The organism is Qipengyuania oceanensis (genome assembly GCF_009827535.1).
GTDB lineage: Bacteria > Pseudomonadota > Alphaproteobacteria > Sphingomonadales > Sphingomonadaceae > Qipengyuania_C > Qipengyuania_C oceanensis.
This window is the reverse complement of sequence record NZ_WTYN01000001.1, coordinates 1,513,674-1,528,575: the sequence shown is the minus strand read 5'-3', so window position 1 is coordinate 1,528,575 and position 14,902 is coordinate 1,513,674. Positions and strand designations below refer to the sequence as shown.

The window sequence follows — 14,902 nt, the reverse complement described above, 5'->3', positions numbered from 1 at the left end:
CGATGCCGCACCCCTCGCCCGCTCGCCTGATCCTGCCCGCCCTCCTGCTTTCTGCGGGCGCATGTCAGCCCGATCCGCCGGACGAGGGCGTGCTTCCCGGTGTCGAGCCAACGGCCCCGGCGAATGATCCGCAGCCCGCGAACGCGGCCGATCCCCGCTCGATCGAGACGCTTGCGGGTGGCTGGCGGGTGGCGGGCATCGACGGCGAGCAATTCGACGAGGCCTACGGGCTCGGCCTCTACGCCACGGACAGCCTGATCTACTGGGAGCCGACCTGCGCCGGGCAGGAGCGTCTCTACGCGCTCGATGGAACGGATTTCTCGGCTAGCATTCCACCGAGCGAGGGGCCGGCGATCACCTGCGATATCGCCCTGCCGGAACGGCTCGACGATCTGTGGGCGGCGATGGACATGGCGACCACGGCCGAGCGCCTGCCCGACAATTCGGTCAGGCTTTCGGGCGGCGGGCGCTCGGTCACGCTGTTCTCGCAGTAAACGATTCGCGAGCGCGAGAACTGCAAAGACAACAAACCGGTTAACGATAAACCCTTATTTCTTAACCGGTTATCGCGATGTTCCGCGCCCTGGCTCTCAAATGTGTCCCGTCCCGGTACAGGGGCGAAGAAAGTCGTTCCCGCTCCACAGGAGCGGACGTGCAACGCGTCGTCTGAGCTCCGCGGCGCTGATACCATCGGGCAAAACAGTCGCACGGAAGCTGCCCGCATGCTCGAACATCCGACCCCGCATCGACTCGAATCGAACCACCTTGCCGCGCTGCGAGTGGACGATCTCGTGCGCACCGCACCGATCGTGTCGGTGGCCTCGGCCTTTGCCGCGCTCGTGCTGGGGATCGTGCTGATCGACGGCACGAACGCGGTCGCCGGGGCCGTCTGGCTGGCTCTTGCCATCGCGTTGAACGTCGCCCGGCTGTTTCTCACCCAGACGGTCGATCCGGGTGAGAGCGAGGCGGTGCGCGCGCGCCACCTGTGGCGCGGGTTCCAGGCTTGCGGCCATGCCAATGCAGTCGTGCTCGGCGCGGGCCTGCCGCTGCTGCTGGCCGATGCGAATTGGCTGCAGGCGGGCATCGCCTTCCTCGCGATGGGGGGAGTGCTGGGCGCTCTGCTCGGTTCGGGCCGGGCGGCTCCCCAGGTCAACCGCTCGCTCGTCCTCGCCATTACCGCCGGAGCGATCGCGGCGAGCTGGCTGATCGGCGGGCTGGCGGTCTTGCCGATCGCCGTCGTGCTGGTGGCGCAGGCCGGCATCCTGCTGCGGGTGGTCGCGGCACAGGATGCCTTCTTCCTCGAGCGCGCCCGGCGCGAGTACGGACGCCGCGAATCCGATGCGACGGTCCGGTTGCTCCTCGGCGACTACGAACAGCATTCGTCCGACTGGTTGTGGACGACGGATCGCGAAGGCCATCTCCAGGTAGTCTCCGACCGGTTCGCCGAAGTCGCGGGCAAGGGAGCATCGGCGCTCGACGGGCGTCCGCTCGTCGCGATGTTCGACGAAGGCAGCGAGCGTGAACGGCTGGCAGCCGCGCTCGATCGCCGCGAACCGTTCCGTGACCTCGTCGTGCCGCTGCGTATCGACGGAGTTCGCCGCTACTGGTCGCTGTCGGGCAGGCCGCACGAAGATGGCAGGATCAGCGGCTTCGCTCGCGACGTGACCGAAGCGCGCCTGTCGCAGGATCGCATTCGCCAGATGGCGCATTTCGATGGCCTGACGGGGCTCGCCAACCGCAACCTCCTGACAAGTTCGCTGCGAGAGGCGGCAAAGACCGGGGAGGCTGGAGACGATGCACGGACGATCGCGCTGCTCTATCTCGACCTCGACGATTTCAAGACGATCAACGATACGCAAGGGCACGGTTTCGGTGACCGGTTGTTGCGCGAAGTCGCGGAGCGGCTGGTCGGCTGCGTGCGGGACCGGGACACGGTTGCGCGGCTCGGCGGCGACGAGTTTGCGATCCTGATCGCGGGGAACATGGCAGACCGCGCTCTTGCCCAGCGCGCAGAAGCCGTCCTCGAAGCCCTGCGCCGACCGATCGAGATCGGCGAGCAGGACGTGCGCATCACGGCCAGCATGGGCATCGCCCGCTGCCGGGCAGGCGAGTGCGACGGCGAGGAACTGCTGCGGCGGGCGGACCTTGCGCTCTATGCGGCCAAGGCCCGCGGACGCGACGGGTTTGCGCTCTACGAAAGCTCGCTCGACGAGGCGGTGCGCGAGCGGCGACGGCTCGAACTCGACCTGCGGCAGGCGCTGGTGCGCGACCAGCTGGAGGTGCACTACCAGTCGATCATCGATCTCGATCGCGGACAGGTCTTGGGGCACGAGGCGCTGCTGCGCTGGAACCATCCCACGCGCGGGCTGGTCACCCCGGACGAGTTCATCCCGATCGCGGAGGAGACGGGCCTGATCGTTCCGATCGGCGAATGGGTCATCCGGAGGGCACTACACGAGGCGGGCAGCTGGAACGGCGGCAACCAGATCGCCATCAACCTGTCGCCGGTCCAGATCCGCAGCCCCAATCTCGTGCAGGCAGTTCGCCAGGCGCTCGATTCGAGCGGGATCGCTGCACGTCGTGTGACCTTCGAGATCACCGAGGGCGCGTTGCTGCGGAACAGCGAGGCGAACCGTGCCGTGCTGCTCAAGCTGCGCGAAATGGGCATCCGCATCGCGCTCGACGATTTCGGCACCGGCTATTCCTCGCTCGGCTACCTGCGCAGCTTTCCGTTCGACCGGATCAAGATCGATCGCAGCTTCGTTGCGGACGTGGTCGAACAGGCCGACAGCCAGGCGATCATTGCCGCGGTCACCCGGCTTGCCGCGGCGCTCGGCATGCGCACCACCGCCGAAGGGGTCGAGCGGATCGAACAGCTCGACATGCTGCGCACGCTCGGCTGCAACGAAGCGCAAGGCTTCCTGATCGCGCGTCCGGTAGCGGCGGCGGACCTTGAGGAAGAGGAGGCCCAACTGGCACTGCCGACGCCGCTGCCGGCGGAGATCATCGATTACCGCAAGGCGCGCCGTGCAGCGGCGCAGCGCCGGCAGTCCGGCAGCACTTCAGAGGATGGCGGCGAGGCGAGAGTCCGCTCGCAATAAGAGTGCCTGCGCGCTAGGGCGCTGCAGCCATGACCACCACCATCACCCGCTTTGCGCCGTCGCCGACCGGCCGCCTGCATGTCGGCAATATCCGCACGGCGCTGCACAACTGGATGCTTGCGCGCAAGGCCGGCGGCCGGTTCCTGCTGCGGATCGACGATACCGATGAGGAGCGCAGCCGCGAGGAGTATGTCGACGCGATCCGGACCGATCTCGCCTGGCTCGGTCTCGAGCCAGATGGGGAGGAGCGCCAGTCGCAGCGCCTCGATCGCTACGAGGCTGCATTCGAGGCACTGAAGGCGGCGGGCCGCGTCTATCCGGCCTACGAGACCGCGCAGGAACTCGACGTCAAGCGCAAGATCCAGCTCGGGCGCGGGCTGCCTCCGATCTACGACCGCGCGGCGTTGAAGCTCGACGATGACCACCGCGCGGCGATGGAGGCGGCTGGCATCGCGCCGCACTGGCGCTTCAAGCTCGATCACGACGAGCAGATCGCATGGATCGACGGCGTCCGGGGCGCGCAGAAGTTCGATCCCGCGCAGCTGTCCGACCCGGTCATCCGGCGCGCCGACAGCAGCTGGCTCTACATGCTGCCGAGCACGGTCGACGACATCGAGATGGGTGTGAACCAGGTGCTGCGCGGCGAAGACCACGTCAGCAATACCGCCGTTCAAATTCAGATGTTTACCGCGCTTTATGCTGCGGGTTTCGCTGCAGCAAAACCGCTTCCCGATTTCGCCCACGAGGCCTTGTTGATCGGCAGGGAAGGCAAGCTGTCGAAGCGCCTGGGCTCGCTCGGTTGCGATGCCTTTCGCGACGCCGGGATCGAGCCGGAAGCGGTGATCGCCTTGCTCGCGCGGATCGGCACTTCGCTACCAGTGCAGCCGATCGCCGATCGCGATGAACTGCTACAGGGGTTCGATCTGTCCACCTTCAGCCGCGCCCCGGCAAAGTTCGACGAAGGCGAGTTGGACCGTCTGAACGCGGCGATCGTTCATCAGCTCGATCACGCAGATGTGGCGGACCGCCTGCCCGAAGGGATGGGTGTGGAAGCATGGCACGCGATCCGCCCGAACCTCACCCATGTCGGCGAAGCCGGCGAATGGTGGCGGCTGGTGACCGGCCCGATCGACCAGCCCGCCTTCTCGAGCGAGGATCGCGCCTTTCTGGGCGAAGCAGTCGCCGCGCTCGATTTTTCGGGCGAGGATCCATGGCACGCGCTCACCAATGCGCTGAAGGATGCGACCGGCCGCAAGGGCAAGCCGCTATTCCTGCCGCTTCGCCAAGCGCTGACCGGGATGGATCACGGGCCCGACATGCGCGAATTGCTCCCGCTCATCGGCGAAGCGGAAGCGCGTGCCCGGCTCGAGCAAGCGGCAGGCTAGACCGCAGGGGTCAGGCGCGCACCACGAGGTTGCCGTGATGCCCGCCCGAATAGAGCTGCAGCAAGGCCTGCGGAAAATTCTCGACCCCGTCCACGACATGTTCGCGCAGGGTCAGCTTTCCCGCCTTGATGAGACCTGAGATCTCCTCGATCGCTTCGGGGAAGCGCGCAGCATGATAGCTGACGACGAAGCCGCGCATTGTCGCATTGCGTTCGGCCAGCCGCAGGTAGAGCTTGGGGCCGCGCACGTCGTCGAGATTCTCGTATTGCGAGATCGCGCCGCAGATCGCGATCCGCGCGCCGCCTTCGGGCCGCAAATTGGCGAGCGCCGCATCGAGGATTTCGCCGCCCACATTGTCGAAGAACAGGTCGATCCCTCCCGGCGCTGCCTCGGCCACTTGCGCGGCCACGTCGCCAGCCCGGTAATCGATCGCGACGTCCGCCCCGGTTTCGCCGGTGAGATAGGCGCATTTTTCCGGTCCGCCTGCGATGCCGATCACGCGTGCGCCGCGAGCTTTCGCGATTTGCACCACGCAGCTGCCGACCGCGCCGGCCGCGCCCGAGACGAGCACGGTATCGCCGTCGGCCAGTTCGCCGACCGGGACAAGCCCGACCCAGGCCGTGAGGCCGGTGGTGATACCGAGTGCGCCGACGAAGGCCCCCGGTTCGATCCCGTTGCCGGGGTGAACCTTCTTGACCGTGCTCGCATCGACCAGCGCGTGGCTTTGCGCAGACAGCGTTCCATAGGCCCAGTCGCCCACTTGCCAGTCGGGACTTGAACTCGCGACGACCTCGCCGACGCCGAAGGCCCGGATCGTCTGACCGAGCGGCGACTTGCTGTGCATGCCCGCATCGCTCAGCGTGGTGCGGATCCATGCATCGACCGACAGAGTGTGCGTCTTCACCACCAAGTGGCCGTCCGGTACGCCATCGATCGTCACGGTCTCGACGCCGAAATTGTCGAGCGTCGGCGCTTCGTCGGCGAAGGCCGCGAGATAGACCCGTGTGTTCTCGAACATCGTTCTTTCACCCAACAGCCGCAGTGTTGCCGCTTGCTTGGGCGAGCCGGATCACAGCCTCAAGTGGCCATTTGACTAGGCATCGGCCTAGCTTTCGCGCTTGTCGAGTTCCTGTCCAGTCAGGGTGACGACGTGCAGCAGGTTGGTGCTTCCCGGCGTGCCGAACGGAACCCCGGCCAGCGCGATCAGCTTGCTTCCCGCCTGGCCGAACCCGTGGCGCAGCGCCATCCGCTTGCCCTTGGCGATCATCTCTTCGAAGCTGCCGATATCCTTCGTCGCAACGGCATGCGCGCCCCACAGGAGACCGACGCGGCGCGCCGTCTTCATGCTCGGGGTCAGCACCAGCATCGGCACGCTCGGACGTTCGCGGGCGACCCGGCGGGCCGTCGAGCCGGAGCCGGTGAAGACGGTGATCGCGCTGATCGGCACGGTGTCGGCGATCGTCATGCAGGCATGGCTCAGCGCGTCGGCGGTGGTCGCATCGGGCGGCGTATCGTGGAAGCGCACGCGCTCGAGGAAGCTCTCGTCGCGTTCCACATGCTGGGCGATCTTGTCCATGATCGTGACCGCTTCTTCCGGCCAGTCGCCCGCTGCCGTTTCGGCCGACAGCATCACCGCGTCGGCCCCGTCATAGACCGCATTCGCCACGTCGGAGACCTCGGCACGGGTCGGTGCAGGGCTCTCGATCATCGATTCGAGCATCTGCGTCGCCACGATCACCGGTTTGCCCGCGGTGCGCGCGAGATTGACGATCTTCTTCTGAAACGGGGGGACTTCCTGCGGCTCGAGTTCGACCCCGAGGTCCCCGCGCGCGACCATGATGCCGTCGGCCAGCTCCATGATCTCGGCCAGGCGGCGAACCGCCATCGGTTTCTCGATCTTGGCGCAGAGCGCCGGCGCACCCTGGCGCACGCCGCCGCCCATCAGCCGCCGCGCCTCGGCAAGGTCGTCAGGTCGCTGCACGAAGGAGAGGCCGATCCAGTCGACGCCCTGCTGCACCGCGAAGGCGAGGTCGCGGCGATCCTTGTCGGTCAGTGCGGGGATCGGGATTTCCGCATCGGGCACGTTCACGCCCTTGCGGTCGGAAATGACGCCGCCGACTTCCGCCGTGCAGAGAATCGCGTCGTCGCTGGCTTCGAGCACCTTCAGGCGGATCTTGCCGTCGTTGATCAGCAGCCGCTGGCCTTTCTCGAGCAGGCCGAAGAGTTCTGGATGCGGCAGTTCGACGCGCGTTTCGTCGCCCGGCTCGGGATTGCGATCGAGCGTGAAATGTCCCGAATGCCGGATCACGGCCTGCCCTTCCCTGAAGGTCCCGACACGCAGCTTGGGCCCCTGCAAATCGGCGAGGATCGTGATCGGCCGGTTGAATTCCTTTTCGAGCGCGCGGATCGCCTCGATCGTATTCGCGTGGGTCGCGTGCTCGCCATGGCTCATGTTCACGCGGAAGGCATCGGCGCCGGCCTTGAACAGCTTGCGCAGCATCTCCGGATCGCGGCTGGCCGGACCGGTGGTGGCGAGGATCTTGACCTTGCGGCTGCGCGGCTCGAAGCGCTCGGTATCGCGTTTGCTCATGGGGCGCGGCTATGTCAGAGCTTGGCTACATTACAAGCGACAATAAGGACCGATTGAATGGCCGTGAACGATTCCGATCCGCTCGACGAATTGCCCGATGACGTAGCGGCAGCGGCGTTTCGCCGTTTGGTGCGTCACTTGCGCCATCGCCACGACGCGCAGAACATCGAGCTGATGGGGCTGGCGGGGTTCTGCCGCAATTGCCTCGCCGACTGGATCCGGGACGCGGGCTACGAAGGTGACAAGGCCAAGGCGCGCGAGCTCATCCACGGCATGCCGCAAGACGAATGGAAGGCGACCCGGCAGACGCCCGCGACCGACGAACAGCTGGCACGCATGGAAGCCAGCGTGGCGAAGAACGCCGGTTCCTGAAGCGTCCCGACCAAAAACGTGGTGGATTGACGATACTTCGGGTTCACCGCCGGGCCCCGGCTGGCTATCCGGTCCGCCAACCGATTCTCAATTCACCGGAGTTTAGACAAGATGGCCGAAGCCACCGACGACCGCCTGCGCCTGCTGATCGAGCGCATCGAACGCCTCGAGGAAGAAAAGAAGGGCATCGCCGACGATATCCGCGACGTCTATGCAGAAGCCAAGGCGGTCGGCTACGATCCGAAGATCATGCGCCAGATCGTCCGGTTGAGGAAGATGAAGCCCGATGACCGGAGCGAACAGGAAATGATCCTCGACACCTACAAGGCCGCGCTCGGCATGGGCTGAGGCGGTCGCCAAGCGAAGGAAACGAAGAAATGGCCAGCCCCTGGGAAAGCAAGCCGTCGGAAGGCGGGATGATCGTCAGCACCACGACCGCCATCGAGGGCCGGCCGGTGAAGAGCTATCTCGGCGTCGTGACCGGGGAAGTCATTGTCGGCGCGAACCTCTTTCGCGACATCTTCGCCAGCATAACCGACATCGTCGGCGGACGCTCGGGCAAATACGAGGAAGTGCTGAGCCGCGCGCGCAAGGAAGCGATCTCCGAGATGAAGAGCGAAGCGCTTTCGCTCGGCGGCAATGCCGTAATCGGGGTCGACATCGACTACGAGGTACTCGGGCAGAACGGCTCGATGCTGATGGTATCGGTCAGCGGGACGGCAGTGGTGATCTAGCGAGCGGCTGGGCCGCTTGGCTGTCCAGCCGAACGGCCATCATTCGCCCCCGACCAGCGCGCTCGCGAGCAGGACGAAACCCAGGATCGTCCCGTTGTGGACGGCATGGGTGAGGATGTTCGCCCACAGGCCGAAGTTGACGCGCAGGTAGCCGAGGATCGCCCCGAGCACGAACTGGGGTATCACCAGCGGCAAGACCAGCCACCAGGCCTGCCCGGCGAAGTTGAACACGTGGACCCCGGCAAAAGCCAGCACGCTCAGCCAGTAGAACAGCGGAAACAGGCGCTGGAACCAGCGCATCGCGCCGCGACGCCGCAAGGCGAAGACGACGGCGGCGGCGGCGACCATCCCGATGGCACCACCGGTTATCAGCGATGCCACGCCGGATACGACGGGATCGCTGCCCTTGAACACCGTCGCGCCGAGCACGCCGGTCGCGACCAGCGTGAAGATCGCGAACAGGATCGCGCCCAATACGTGGCCCGGCCGACCGGATAGCCAGCTGCGAAAGACCAGTTCTTCACCGATCGGCGCGGCGACGACCACCAGCGCGAGCAGGGCGGGGGTGATGTCCATGTCGGCCAGCGCCGTTTCGGGAAGATCGAAACCCAGCGCGATGACCGCGCCCGCGATCGCCATGAGCACGCCCATCGCCAGCGCATCGAGGCCGAGCATCCGGACAACCGCTACCAGTCCATCGCGCGAAGGTGGCAAGGCACGATCGGGCAGCACCGGGCGGCGCAGGAACGCGAAAAAGCGCTGCCACTGGCCCACGGTACTTTGCGCAAGCGCGCCGCTTGCCCCTGGCTGCGCCTCGGGGCTTGTTAGATGAGTGCTCATGCGGCTAATGCGGCCCCCGATTTCCCGTCAAGATACAAAGTCAGAAACACTCCTATGGCAGGCCATTCCAAATTCAAGAACATCATGCACCGCAAGGGTGCACAGGATAAGAAGCGTTCCAACTTGTTTTCCAAGCTCAGCCGCGAAATCACCGTGGCGGCGAAGATGGGCACGCCCGATCCGGACATGAACCCGCGCCTGCGGCTGGCGGTCAACACCGCCAAGGCGCAGTCGATGCCCAAGGACAACATCCAGCGCGCGATCGACAAGGCGACCCTGGCCGACGGCGAGAATTACGAGGAAGTGCGCTACGAAGGCTACGGCCCGGGCGGCAGCGCGATCATCGTCGAGGCCCTGACCGACAACCGCAACCGTACCGCGACTGCCGTGCGGACCGCCTTCAGCAAGCACGGCGGCAATCTGGGTACCGAAGGTTCGGTCGCGCACGGGTTCGAGCGCAAGGGGCTGATCGAATATCCGGTGAGCGCGGGCGACGAGGAAACGGTCCTCGAGGCCGCGATGGAAGCTGGCGCGGACGATATCGAAAGCGACATGGGCGAAGACGGCGGCCACACGATCTGGACCGAGGCCGATGCGCTGCACCAGGTCGCGAGCGACCTCGAGAAATCTCTCGGCGAGGCGGCCAACGTGAAGCTCGCGTGGAAGCCGAACATCACCGTCGAAATGGACGAGAAGGGCGCGGCAACGCTGCTCAAGCTGGTCGATGCACTCGACGACGACGACGACGTGCAGACCGTCTGGGGCAATTACGAGATCCCCGACGACGTGATGGCCAAGCTCGACTGATGTGGTCCTTCATCGCCAAGGCGCTGCTCGCCGGGGCGATGATCGCGGCCATTGCGGAACTCGGCAAGCGCCTGCCGGCCATGGCGGCGCTGGTCGCCAGCCTGCCGCTCGTCAGCGTGCTCGGCATGATCTTCCTGTGGCATGCGCGGCCCGATGCGCGGAACATGGCCATCCATAGCGAAGCGACGTTCTGGTACGTGCTGCCGAGCCTGCCCATGTTTCTCGTCATCCCGATGCTGTTGCGCGCGGGGCTGCATTTCTGGATCGCGCTGGCGATCGGTTGCGCGCTGACCGTCGCGCTGTACCTGGTGATGATGAACATCGGTCCGCGGTTCGGCCTGCGACTGTGAGGTCGCCGCAATGCTGATCCTGGGCTTGGACCCTTCGCTTTCGTGTACCGGCTGGGGCATCATCCGCGCCGAGGGCAGCCGGATCAGCCATGTCGCCAACGGGCAGGTCAAGACCGATCCAAAGGCGCCCATCGCTGCGCGGCTCGATCATCTCCATTCCGCGGTCGCGGCGGTGATCGCCGCCCATGCGCCCGACCGTGCGGCGGCGGAGGAGGTCTTCGCCAACAAGAACGCGCAATCCACGCTCAAGCTCGCGCAGGCGCGCGGAGCGGTGCTGGCCGCCTGCGGACAGGCGAACCTTCTCGTCAACGAACACGCCGCGCGGCTGGTCAAGAAGGCGGTGGTCGGGACCGGCGGCGCGGACAAGACGCAGGTGCAGGCGATGCTCCGGGTGCTGCTTCCGGGCGCGCGGGTAGAGGGGGCGGATGCTGCCGATGCGCTGGCGGTCGCGATCGCCGATGCCAATCTCGGCTGAAGCGGCAGAAAACGTCCAGCGGAACAAGCACTTGAAGCAAGCGTAGTTCTCCCGAGCCTTCGCGCGGAGACGATGCGCCGGAGCTTGCAGACAGGAGAGCTTCGATGCGTATCACGACTTTCACGATTGTTGCCGCAGGTGCTCTGGCGCTTGGCGGTTGCGCCAACCAGTATGGCGGCCTCGGCGGCGGCGGAATCCTCGGCGGGATTCTCGGCGGAAACGACGGATACGGCGACTACAACCAATCGGGTTCGAACGAATTCGAGCGTGCGGCCTACAATGCCTGCGGCAAGGAAGCCTCGCGCTACGGTCGCGTCGCGATCGATCGCGTGCAGCAGACCAGCCGCGAGATCGTGCAGGTCGTCGGCCGGATCGACACGCGCGATTCCAGCCGCGACCAGTTCTACTGCAGCTTCCGCAACGACGGTCGGATCGTCGACTTCCAGTTGCGCTGACGCGCCCGTCTAGTCGCTGAGTTCGCGGATCGCCTTTTCGGGGTCGTCCGTGAGCCGCGATTCGATATCGAGCTCCATGACCATGCGGGCCTTGGCGGTGTACGGTTTCCACTCGGGCAGGAGTTCGCTCGACGGGGAGCCGGACTTGGCGAAGGAAATCCACGCATCGCTCATGATCTGGCCCATTCGCTCGGGCGCCTCGCCCGTACCGACCAGCGCCGCGCTTTCCTGCGCATTGTCGAACATGAAGGGAATGTCGAGCGTGTGGGGCGTGCGGAACATGCCACCGGCCACCGGCGTCTCCCACACCAGCCGGTAGACGAAGACCGGAGCCGATGCCGTACGGCTCTGCTGGTCCGCCAGCAGGTAGGTCCCGCGAACGAAGCGTCCGCCCATCGCGATGGCGGCCAGGTGCGTCGGCGAATAATCGGGATAGGCCTTGCGATAGGCATCCACCGCAGCGACCGCTTGTTTGCCGAGCATCGCGCTCATCGCGGCCAGCCCCGCCTCGTCGAGCCGGCCGAACCAGGGCTGCGAGGCGACGAACAAGGTCATCTCGTCCTTGTTGTAACCGATCAGCAACGGGATATCGCGTGACTGTTCGGGCGCGGCCGGAAGGAACGGATCGCGCGGCACGATGGTCCCGTCGGCGATCGGGCCGAATTGCGGGCCGCGGCCCATGCCGGACCCCGGCGGGGTTGCCTTGCGCACGGCGTCGACGATCTCGTCGGCGCGGACCGCGACCAGGTCCTCGCTGGTCTCGACACCTGCTGCCTTCAGGATATCGGCGGCATAGGCAGCCGCCTCTGCCGGCTTGCCGCTGACGACACCCGGCCCGGACTGGACGATCGCCTTGTGAAACAGCCCGTCGGCCACGGGCATCGCCATCAGGTGGCTGACTTTCGACCCGCCCCCGGATTCGCCCATGATCGTGACGTTGCCGGGATCGCCGCCGAAGGCCGCGATATTGTCGCGCACCCATTCGAGCGAGCGGACGAGGTCGAGGTTTCCGACATTGCCCGAAGCGGCGTAATCCTCGCCGAACTTTTCCGCGAGATTGAGATAACCGAAGGCGTTGAGCCGGTGGTTGACGGTCACCACCACCACGTCGCCTTTCTCGGCGAGATTGCGCCCGTTGTAGGCGGGCCAGTTGCCCGACCCATAGGCATAGCCGCCACCGTGGAACCAGACCATGACCGGGCGCTTGCCGCCATCGCCCGCCGCCGGCGTCCAGACGTTGAGGAACAGGCAATCCTCGTTGTCGATCTTGGCCTCGGTCGAGGTCGGGAAGATCGCCTGGATGCCGCGCGTCACATCGCTCTCGTTGGGGCCGGACGGCGTGTAGAGCTGCATGCAGGGCGCGCCGTAGCCGGTCGCATCGGAGATGCCGCTGTCCTTCGCCGGCTTTTCTGGCGGCATGAAGCGCAGATCGCCGATCGGCGGCGCAGCGTAGCGGATACCGAGAAAGGCATCGATGCCGCGATCTTCCAGCCCCTGGACCTTGCCGCTCTCGGTTTCGACGACCGGCGTGGCGACCGGTTGCGCGCTCGCTGCAATCGGAATGCAGCCAGCCAAGAGGGCGCCAAGAATGGCTCTTTTCATCGTTCTCTCTCCCCAGAGTGATTTCTTTTCATGGATGGGGTAGCACCGAATTGGTGAGATTGTCACGCCGTTTCGCCGGGTTTCAGGATTGGGGTATGGAGACCGGCCGTGGCTCGCGCCGCCCGATGCGCAGCAGCAGCGTCAGCACTGCGCCGACCACCAGCAGGGCACCCGCAGTTCCCAATACGATCGTCAACGCGCCCGACCCGCCGAGCAGGGCGAACAGTCCCGCGCCCAGGCTCAGCGGCAGGTTTCCGAGCGAATTATAGACCGTCATCTGGGTCGCCCCGACGCGCGTCTCGCTCAGGGCCATGCGCATTCCCTGCATCGCCATCTGGCGGAACGCGCTGAGCGTTCCGTAGATCACGAGGTATCCCGCAAACGCCGCGAAGGCGGTGAGTACAAGCGGGTCGATCGCCCAAAGCAGGACGAGCGCCCCGTCGAGCGCGAGGATCACCACGAGCGTCAGGCGCAGGCCGAGCCTCGGTGCGAGCGCCGCCAGGACGACCATGCTGATTGCCGCCGTGGGCACGGCGATGCTCGACTGGAGCGTGGCGAAGCCCGCCGTGTCGAGCCCGACGATGGCTGTCCCGTAGATCGGCAGCAGCGGAGTTATCATTCCTGCGCCCAGACCCGTGGCCAGGATGATCGCGATGAAGATGAGGCTGTCGCGGGTGATGACCTGGCGGAATACGGCGACGGCCAGCGGCAGCCAAGCCTGTGCCCGGGTCGCCTGCGCTTGTTCCGAAGCCTCGCCGTTGCTCCACGGCAGGCGGCGCTCGCCGGGGCGCTCGAGAACCAAGATGGCAAGGATCGTGACCACGGCAATCAGTGGCAGCGTGGCGAGGAAAGTCGCCTGCGAGCCGAAGTTCTGGAACAGGTATCCGGCCAAGCCGCCGGTTGCCGCCATGCTGATGACTGCCGATCCGAAGGTGAATGCGCCGGCGCTGCCGGTTTCCCGTTCTTCGAGGATATCGGTCGCGAGTCCGTCGGCCGCCACGTCCTGCACCGCGGTCGTCCCGGAAACGAGGAAAGTGACCGCGATCAGCAGGGCCGTGTCGTGCGGGCCGGGTGCGATGATCGCTGCCCCGAGCCACCCCAGGGTCATCAGCACCTGCGCTCCGATCAGCCAGGGCCTGCGACGTCCCATCGGGATGTACACGTAGCGATCGACGACCGGACCGATCAGGAACTTGAAGCTCGGCACGGCATAGGCCGCAGCAACCAGCGAGGCTACCGCTTCGTCCGATGCGCCGTTCGCCGCCGCCCAGGCCGGTATCGCGATGATCGTGACTCCCGCCGGCACGCCCTGGGCCACGTAAAACAGTGCCAGCGTCAGGAAGCGGAGCCAGCGATGTTCGCTGAGCACCAGGCGCGACGATACGGCTGCCTGAACCAAGCCATTCCCCCTCAAATCACGCGATCCGCCCGCGCAGCTTCGCACGCCTGCGTGCGCGACACAATGTCGCAACGGTGATCGCGCTGCACCGGCATACTTGTGCTGCCGCAAGCGCCGCTGCATGAGCGGCACGCATGTACCTCGTCGTCTTCCGCAATCGAAAGCGCAGCGATATCGACCAGGCCGCCTACGAGGCGGAGAATGCGCGCATGGAGGAACTGGCCGCCGGCCAGCCCGGCTTCCTCGCCTTCAAGAGCTACACCGCCGAAGACGGCGAGGTGATCGCGCTTTCCGAATGGACGGACGAGGCTTCTGCCCGCGCGTGGGGGCAGGTCGCCGAACACCGCCTGGCGCAGGCGCACGGGCGCGAGCGATACTATACAGACTACACGCTGTTCGGCTGCGACGATCCGCGCATCCATCGCTTCCAATTACGGGACCACACATGACGATCCAGCTTTACGGCATTCCCAACTGCGACACGGTCAAGAAAGCGCGCAAGTGGCTCGATGCGCGCGACATCGACTACGCCTTTCGCGACTTCAAGAAGGAAGGGGCCGACCCCGCAAAGCTGGAGACGTGGGCCGATTCGGCCGGGTGGGAAGCGCTGCTCAACCGCCGCGGGACGACCTTCCGCAAGCTGGAAGAGTCCGACAAGGCCGATATCGACCGGGCGAAGGCGATCCGTCTCATGGTCGCGCATCCGAGCATGATCAAACGCCCGGTGGTGGAGCATCCCGGCGGCGTGCTGGTCGGCTTTTCCGAAGCCGAGTGGACGAAAGCGCTATGACG

General features: G+C 66.0%; 17 protein-coding genes. 12 read left to right on the top strand and 5 right to left on the bottom strand.

Annotated features, from left to right (window positions below; all coding sequences use genetic code 11):
- Nucleotides 1-2 precede the first annotated feature (2 nt).
- The 3 genes from GRI48_RS07350 to gltX all read left to right on the top strand — a co-directional run bounded on the left by GRI48_RS07350 (nt 3) and on the right by gltX (nt 4,486).
- A complete protein-coding gene (locus tag GRI48_RS07350; RefSeq protein WP_160673403.1) occupies nt 3-494 on the top strand; it encodes a hypothetical protein in 492 nt (163 codons plus the stop codon).
- Between the two features lie 228 nt (nt 495-722).
- Nucleotides 723-3,101, top strand: a complete 2,379-nt coding sequence (locus GRI48_RS07345) for a putative bifunctional diguanylate cyclase/phosphodiesterase (RefSeq protein WP_160673400.1) — start codon at nt 723-725, stop codon at nt 3,099-3,101.
- A 29-nt stretch (nt 3,102-3,130) separates the two neighbouring features.
- On the top strand, nt 3,131-4,486 hold the full coding sequence (gltX, locus tag GRI48_RS07340; RefSeq protein ID WP_160673397.1) for a glutamate--tRNA ligase: 1,356 nt from the start codon (nt 3,131-3,133) through the stop codon (nt 4,484-4,486).
- Between the two features lie 10 nt (nt 4,487-4,496).
- Here gltX and GRI48_RS07335 read toward each other — a convergent pair whose 3' ends face one another.
- Together GRI48_RS07335 and pyk are read right to left on the bottom strand one after the other, a co-directional pair.
- Nucleotides 4,497-5,504, bottom strand: coding sequence for an NADP-dependent oxidoreductase (locus GRI48_RS07335; protein ID WP_160673394.1), 1,008 nt, complete (start codon nt 5,502-5,504; stop codon nt 4,497-4,499).
- Nucleotides 5,505-5,591: 87 nt separating this feature from the next.
- Nucleotides 5,592-7,076 carry a pyruvate kinase gene (pyk, locus tag GRI48_RS07330; RefSeq protein WP_160673391.1) on the bottom strand — a complete coding sequence of 495 codons (1,485 nt, stop codon included), beginning with the start codon at nt 7,074-7,076 and terminating at the stop codon, nt 5,592-5,594.
- Nucleotides 7,077-7,133: 57 nt separating this feature from the next.
- Between pyk and GRI48_RS07325 the strand changes: the two genes are divergently transcribed.
- The 3 genes from GRI48_RS07325 (at nt 7,134) to GRI48_RS07315 (ending at nt 8,182) form a co-directional block, all read left to right on the top strand.
- Entirely contained in the window at nt 7,134-7,448 is a 315-nt protein-coding gene (locus GRI48_RS07325) for a DUF1244 domain-containing protein (RefSeq protein WP_160673388.1), read from the top strand.
- A 111-nt stretch (nt 7,449-7,559) separates the two neighbouring features.
- Nucleotides 7,560-7,796, top strand: a complete 237-nt coding sequence (locus tag GRI48_RS07320) for a DUF2312 domain-containing protein (protein ID WP_160673385.1) — start codon at nt 7,560-7,562, stop codon at nt 7,794-7,796.
- Between the two features lie 68 nt (nt 7,797-7,864).
- Nucleotides 7,865-8,182, top strand: a complete 318-nt coding sequence (locus tag GRI48_RS07315; RefSeq protein WP_160675521.1) for a heavy metal-binding domain-containing protein — start codon at nt 7,865-7,867, stop codon at nt 8,180-8,182.
- Between the two features lie 39 nt (nt 8,183-8,221).
- Here GRI48_RS07315 and GRI48_RS07310 read toward each other — a convergent pair whose 3' ends face one another.
- Nucleotides 8,222-9,022: a CPBP family glutamic-type intramembrane protease gene (locus GRI48_RS07310; protein WP_160673382.1), complete on the bottom strand. Its 801-nt coding sequence runs from the start codon at nt 9,020-9,022 to the stop codon at nt 8,222-8,224.
- A 54-nt stretch (nt 9,023-9,076) separates the two neighbouring features.
- Here GRI48_RS07310 and GRI48_RS07305 point away from each other — a divergent pair, with 54 nt between their 5' ends.
- The 4 genes from GRI48_RS07305 to GRI48_RS07290 all read left to right on the top strand — a co-directional run bounded on the left by GRI48_RS07305 (nt 9,077) and on the right by GRI48_RS07290 (nt 11,109).
- Entirely contained in the window at nt 9,077-9,829 is a 753-nt protein-coding gene (locus GRI48_RS07305) for a YebC/PmpR family DNA-binding transcriptional regulator (RefSeq protein ID WP_160673379.1), read from the top strand.
- Nucleotides 9,829-10,179: a DUF3147 family protein gene (locus GRI48_RS07300; RefSeq protein ID WP_160673376.1), complete on the top strand. Its 351-nt coding sequence runs from the start codon at nt 9,829-9,831 to the stop codon at nt 10,177-10,179. Before GRI48_RS07305 ends, GRI48_RS07300 begins: the two co-directional genes overlap by 1 nt.
- Nucleotides 10,180-10,189: 10 nt before the next feature.
- On the top strand, nt 10,190-10,654 hold the full coding sequence (ruvC, locus tag GRI48_RS07295; protein ID WP_160673373.1) for a crossover junction endodeoxyribonuclease RuvC: 465 nt from the start codon (nt 10,190-10,192) through the stop codon (nt 10,652-10,654).
- A 104-nt stretch (nt 10,655-10,758) separates the two neighbouring features.
- Nucleotides 10,759-11,109, top strand: coding sequence for a hypothetical protein (locus GRI48_RS07290; RefSeq protein WP_160673370.1), 351 nt, complete (start codon nt 10,759-10,761; stop codon nt 11,107-11,109).
- Between the two features lie 9 nt (nt 11,110-11,118).
- Here the strand turns inward: GRI48_RS07290 and GRI48_RS07285 are convergent, their stop codons facing one another.
- Together GRI48_RS07285 and GRI48_RS07280 are read right to left on the bottom strand one after the other, a co-directional pair.
- Nucleotides 11,119-12,711 carry a carboxylesterase/lipase family protein gene (locus GRI48_RS07285; protein ID WP_160673367.1) on the bottom strand — a complete coding sequence of 531 codons (1,593 nt, stop codon included), beginning with the start codon at nt 12,709-12,711 and terminating at the stop codon, nt 11,119-11,121.
- A gap of 82 nt (nt 12,712-12,793) precedes the next feature.
- Nucleotides 12,794-14,110 carry an MFS transporter gene (locus tag GRI48_RS07280; RefSeq protein ID WP_160673364.1) on the bottom strand — a complete coding sequence of 439 codons (1,317 nt, stop codon included), beginning with the start codon at nt 14,108-14,110 and terminating at the stop codon, nt 12,794-12,796.
- Between the two features lie 134 nt (nt 14,111-14,244).
- Here GRI48_RS07280 and GRI48_RS07275 point away from each other — a divergent pair, with 134 nt between their 5' ends.
- Both GRI48_RS07275 and GRI48_RS07270 read left to right on the top strand, forming a co-directional pair.
- Nucleotides 14,245-14,559, top strand: coding sequence for an antibiotic biosynthesis monooxygenase family protein (locus tag GRI48_RS07275; RefSeq protein WP_160673361.1), 315 nt, complete (start codon nt 14,245-14,247; stop codon nt 14,557-14,559).
- Complete coding sequence (locus GRI48_RS07270; RefSeq protein WP_160673358.1) at nt 14,556-14,900, top strand: ArsC family reductase; 345 nt, start codon at nt 14,556-14,558, stop codon at nt 14,898-14,900. Before GRI48_RS07275 ends, GRI48_RS07270 begins: the two co-directional genes overlap by 4 nt.
- The last annotated feature ends 2 nt before the right edge of the window (nt 14,901-14,902 follow it).

Bases quoted from the DNA above. Each gene is read 5' to 3' on its own strand.
- pyk (WP_160673391.1), bottom strand. From the start codon at position 7,076: ATGAGCAAACGCGATACCGAGCGCTTCGAGCCGCGCAGCCGCAAGGTC.
- GRI48_RS07290 (WP_160673370.1), top strand. From the start codon at position 10,759: ATGCGTATCACGACTTTCACGATTGTTGCCGCAGGTGCTCTGGCGCTT.
- GRI48_RS07275 (WP_160673361.1), top strand. From the start codon at position 14,245: ATGTACCTCGTCGTCTTCCGCAATCGAAAGCGCAGCGATATCGACCAG.
- GRI48_RS07320 (WP_160673385.1), top strand. From the start codon at position 7,560: ATGGCCGAAGCCACCGACGACCGCCTGCGCCTGCTGATCGAGCGCATC.
- GRI48_RS07270 (WP_160673358.1), top strand. From the start codon at position 14,556: ATGACGATCCAGCTTTACGGCATTCCCAACTGCGACACGGTCAAGAAA.
- GRI48_RS07305 (WP_160673379.1), top strand. From the start codon at position 9,077: ATGGCAGGCCATTCCAAATTCAAGAACATCATGCACCGCAAGGGTGCA.
- GRI48_RS07325 (WP_160673388.1), top strand. From the start codon at position 7,134: ATGGCCGTGAACGATTCCGATCCGCTCGACGAATTGCCCGATGACGTA.
- GRI48_RS07310 (WP_160673382.1), bottom strand. From the start codon at position 9,022: ATGAGCACTCATCTAACAAGCCCCGAGGCGCAGCCAGGGGCAAGCGGC.
- ruvC (WP_160673373.1), top strand. From the start codon at position 10,190: ATGCTGATCCTGGGCTTGGACCCTTCGCTTTCGTGTACCGGCTGGGGC.
- GRI48_RS07345 (WP_160673400.1), top strand. From the start codon at position 723: ATGCTCGAACATCCGACCCCGCATCGACTCGAATCGAACCACCTTGCC.
- gltX (WP_160673397.1), top strand. From the start codon at position 3,131: ATGACCACCACCATCACCCGCTTTGCGCCGTCGCCGACCGGCCGCCTG.
- GRI48_RS07350 (WP_160673403.1), top strand. From the start codon at position 3: ATGCCGCACCCCTCGCCCGCTCGCCTGATCCTGCCCGCCCTCCTGCTT.
- GRI48_RS07335 (WP_160673394.1), bottom strand. From the start codon at position 5,504: ATGTTCGAGAACACACGGGTCTATCTCGCGGCCTTCGCCGACGAAGCG.
- GRI48_RS07285 (WP_160673367.1), bottom strand. From the start codon at position 12,711: ATGAAAAGAGCCATTCTTGGCGCCCTCTTGGCTGGCTGCATTCCGATT.
- GRI48_RS07315 (WP_160675521.1), top strand. From the start codon at position 7,865: ATGATCGTCAGCACCACGACCGCCATCGAGGGCCGGCCGGTGAAGAGC.
- GRI48_RS07300 (WP_160673376.1), top strand. From the start codon at position 9,829: ATGTGGTCCTTCATCGCCAAGGCGCTGCTCGCCGGGGCGATGATCGCG.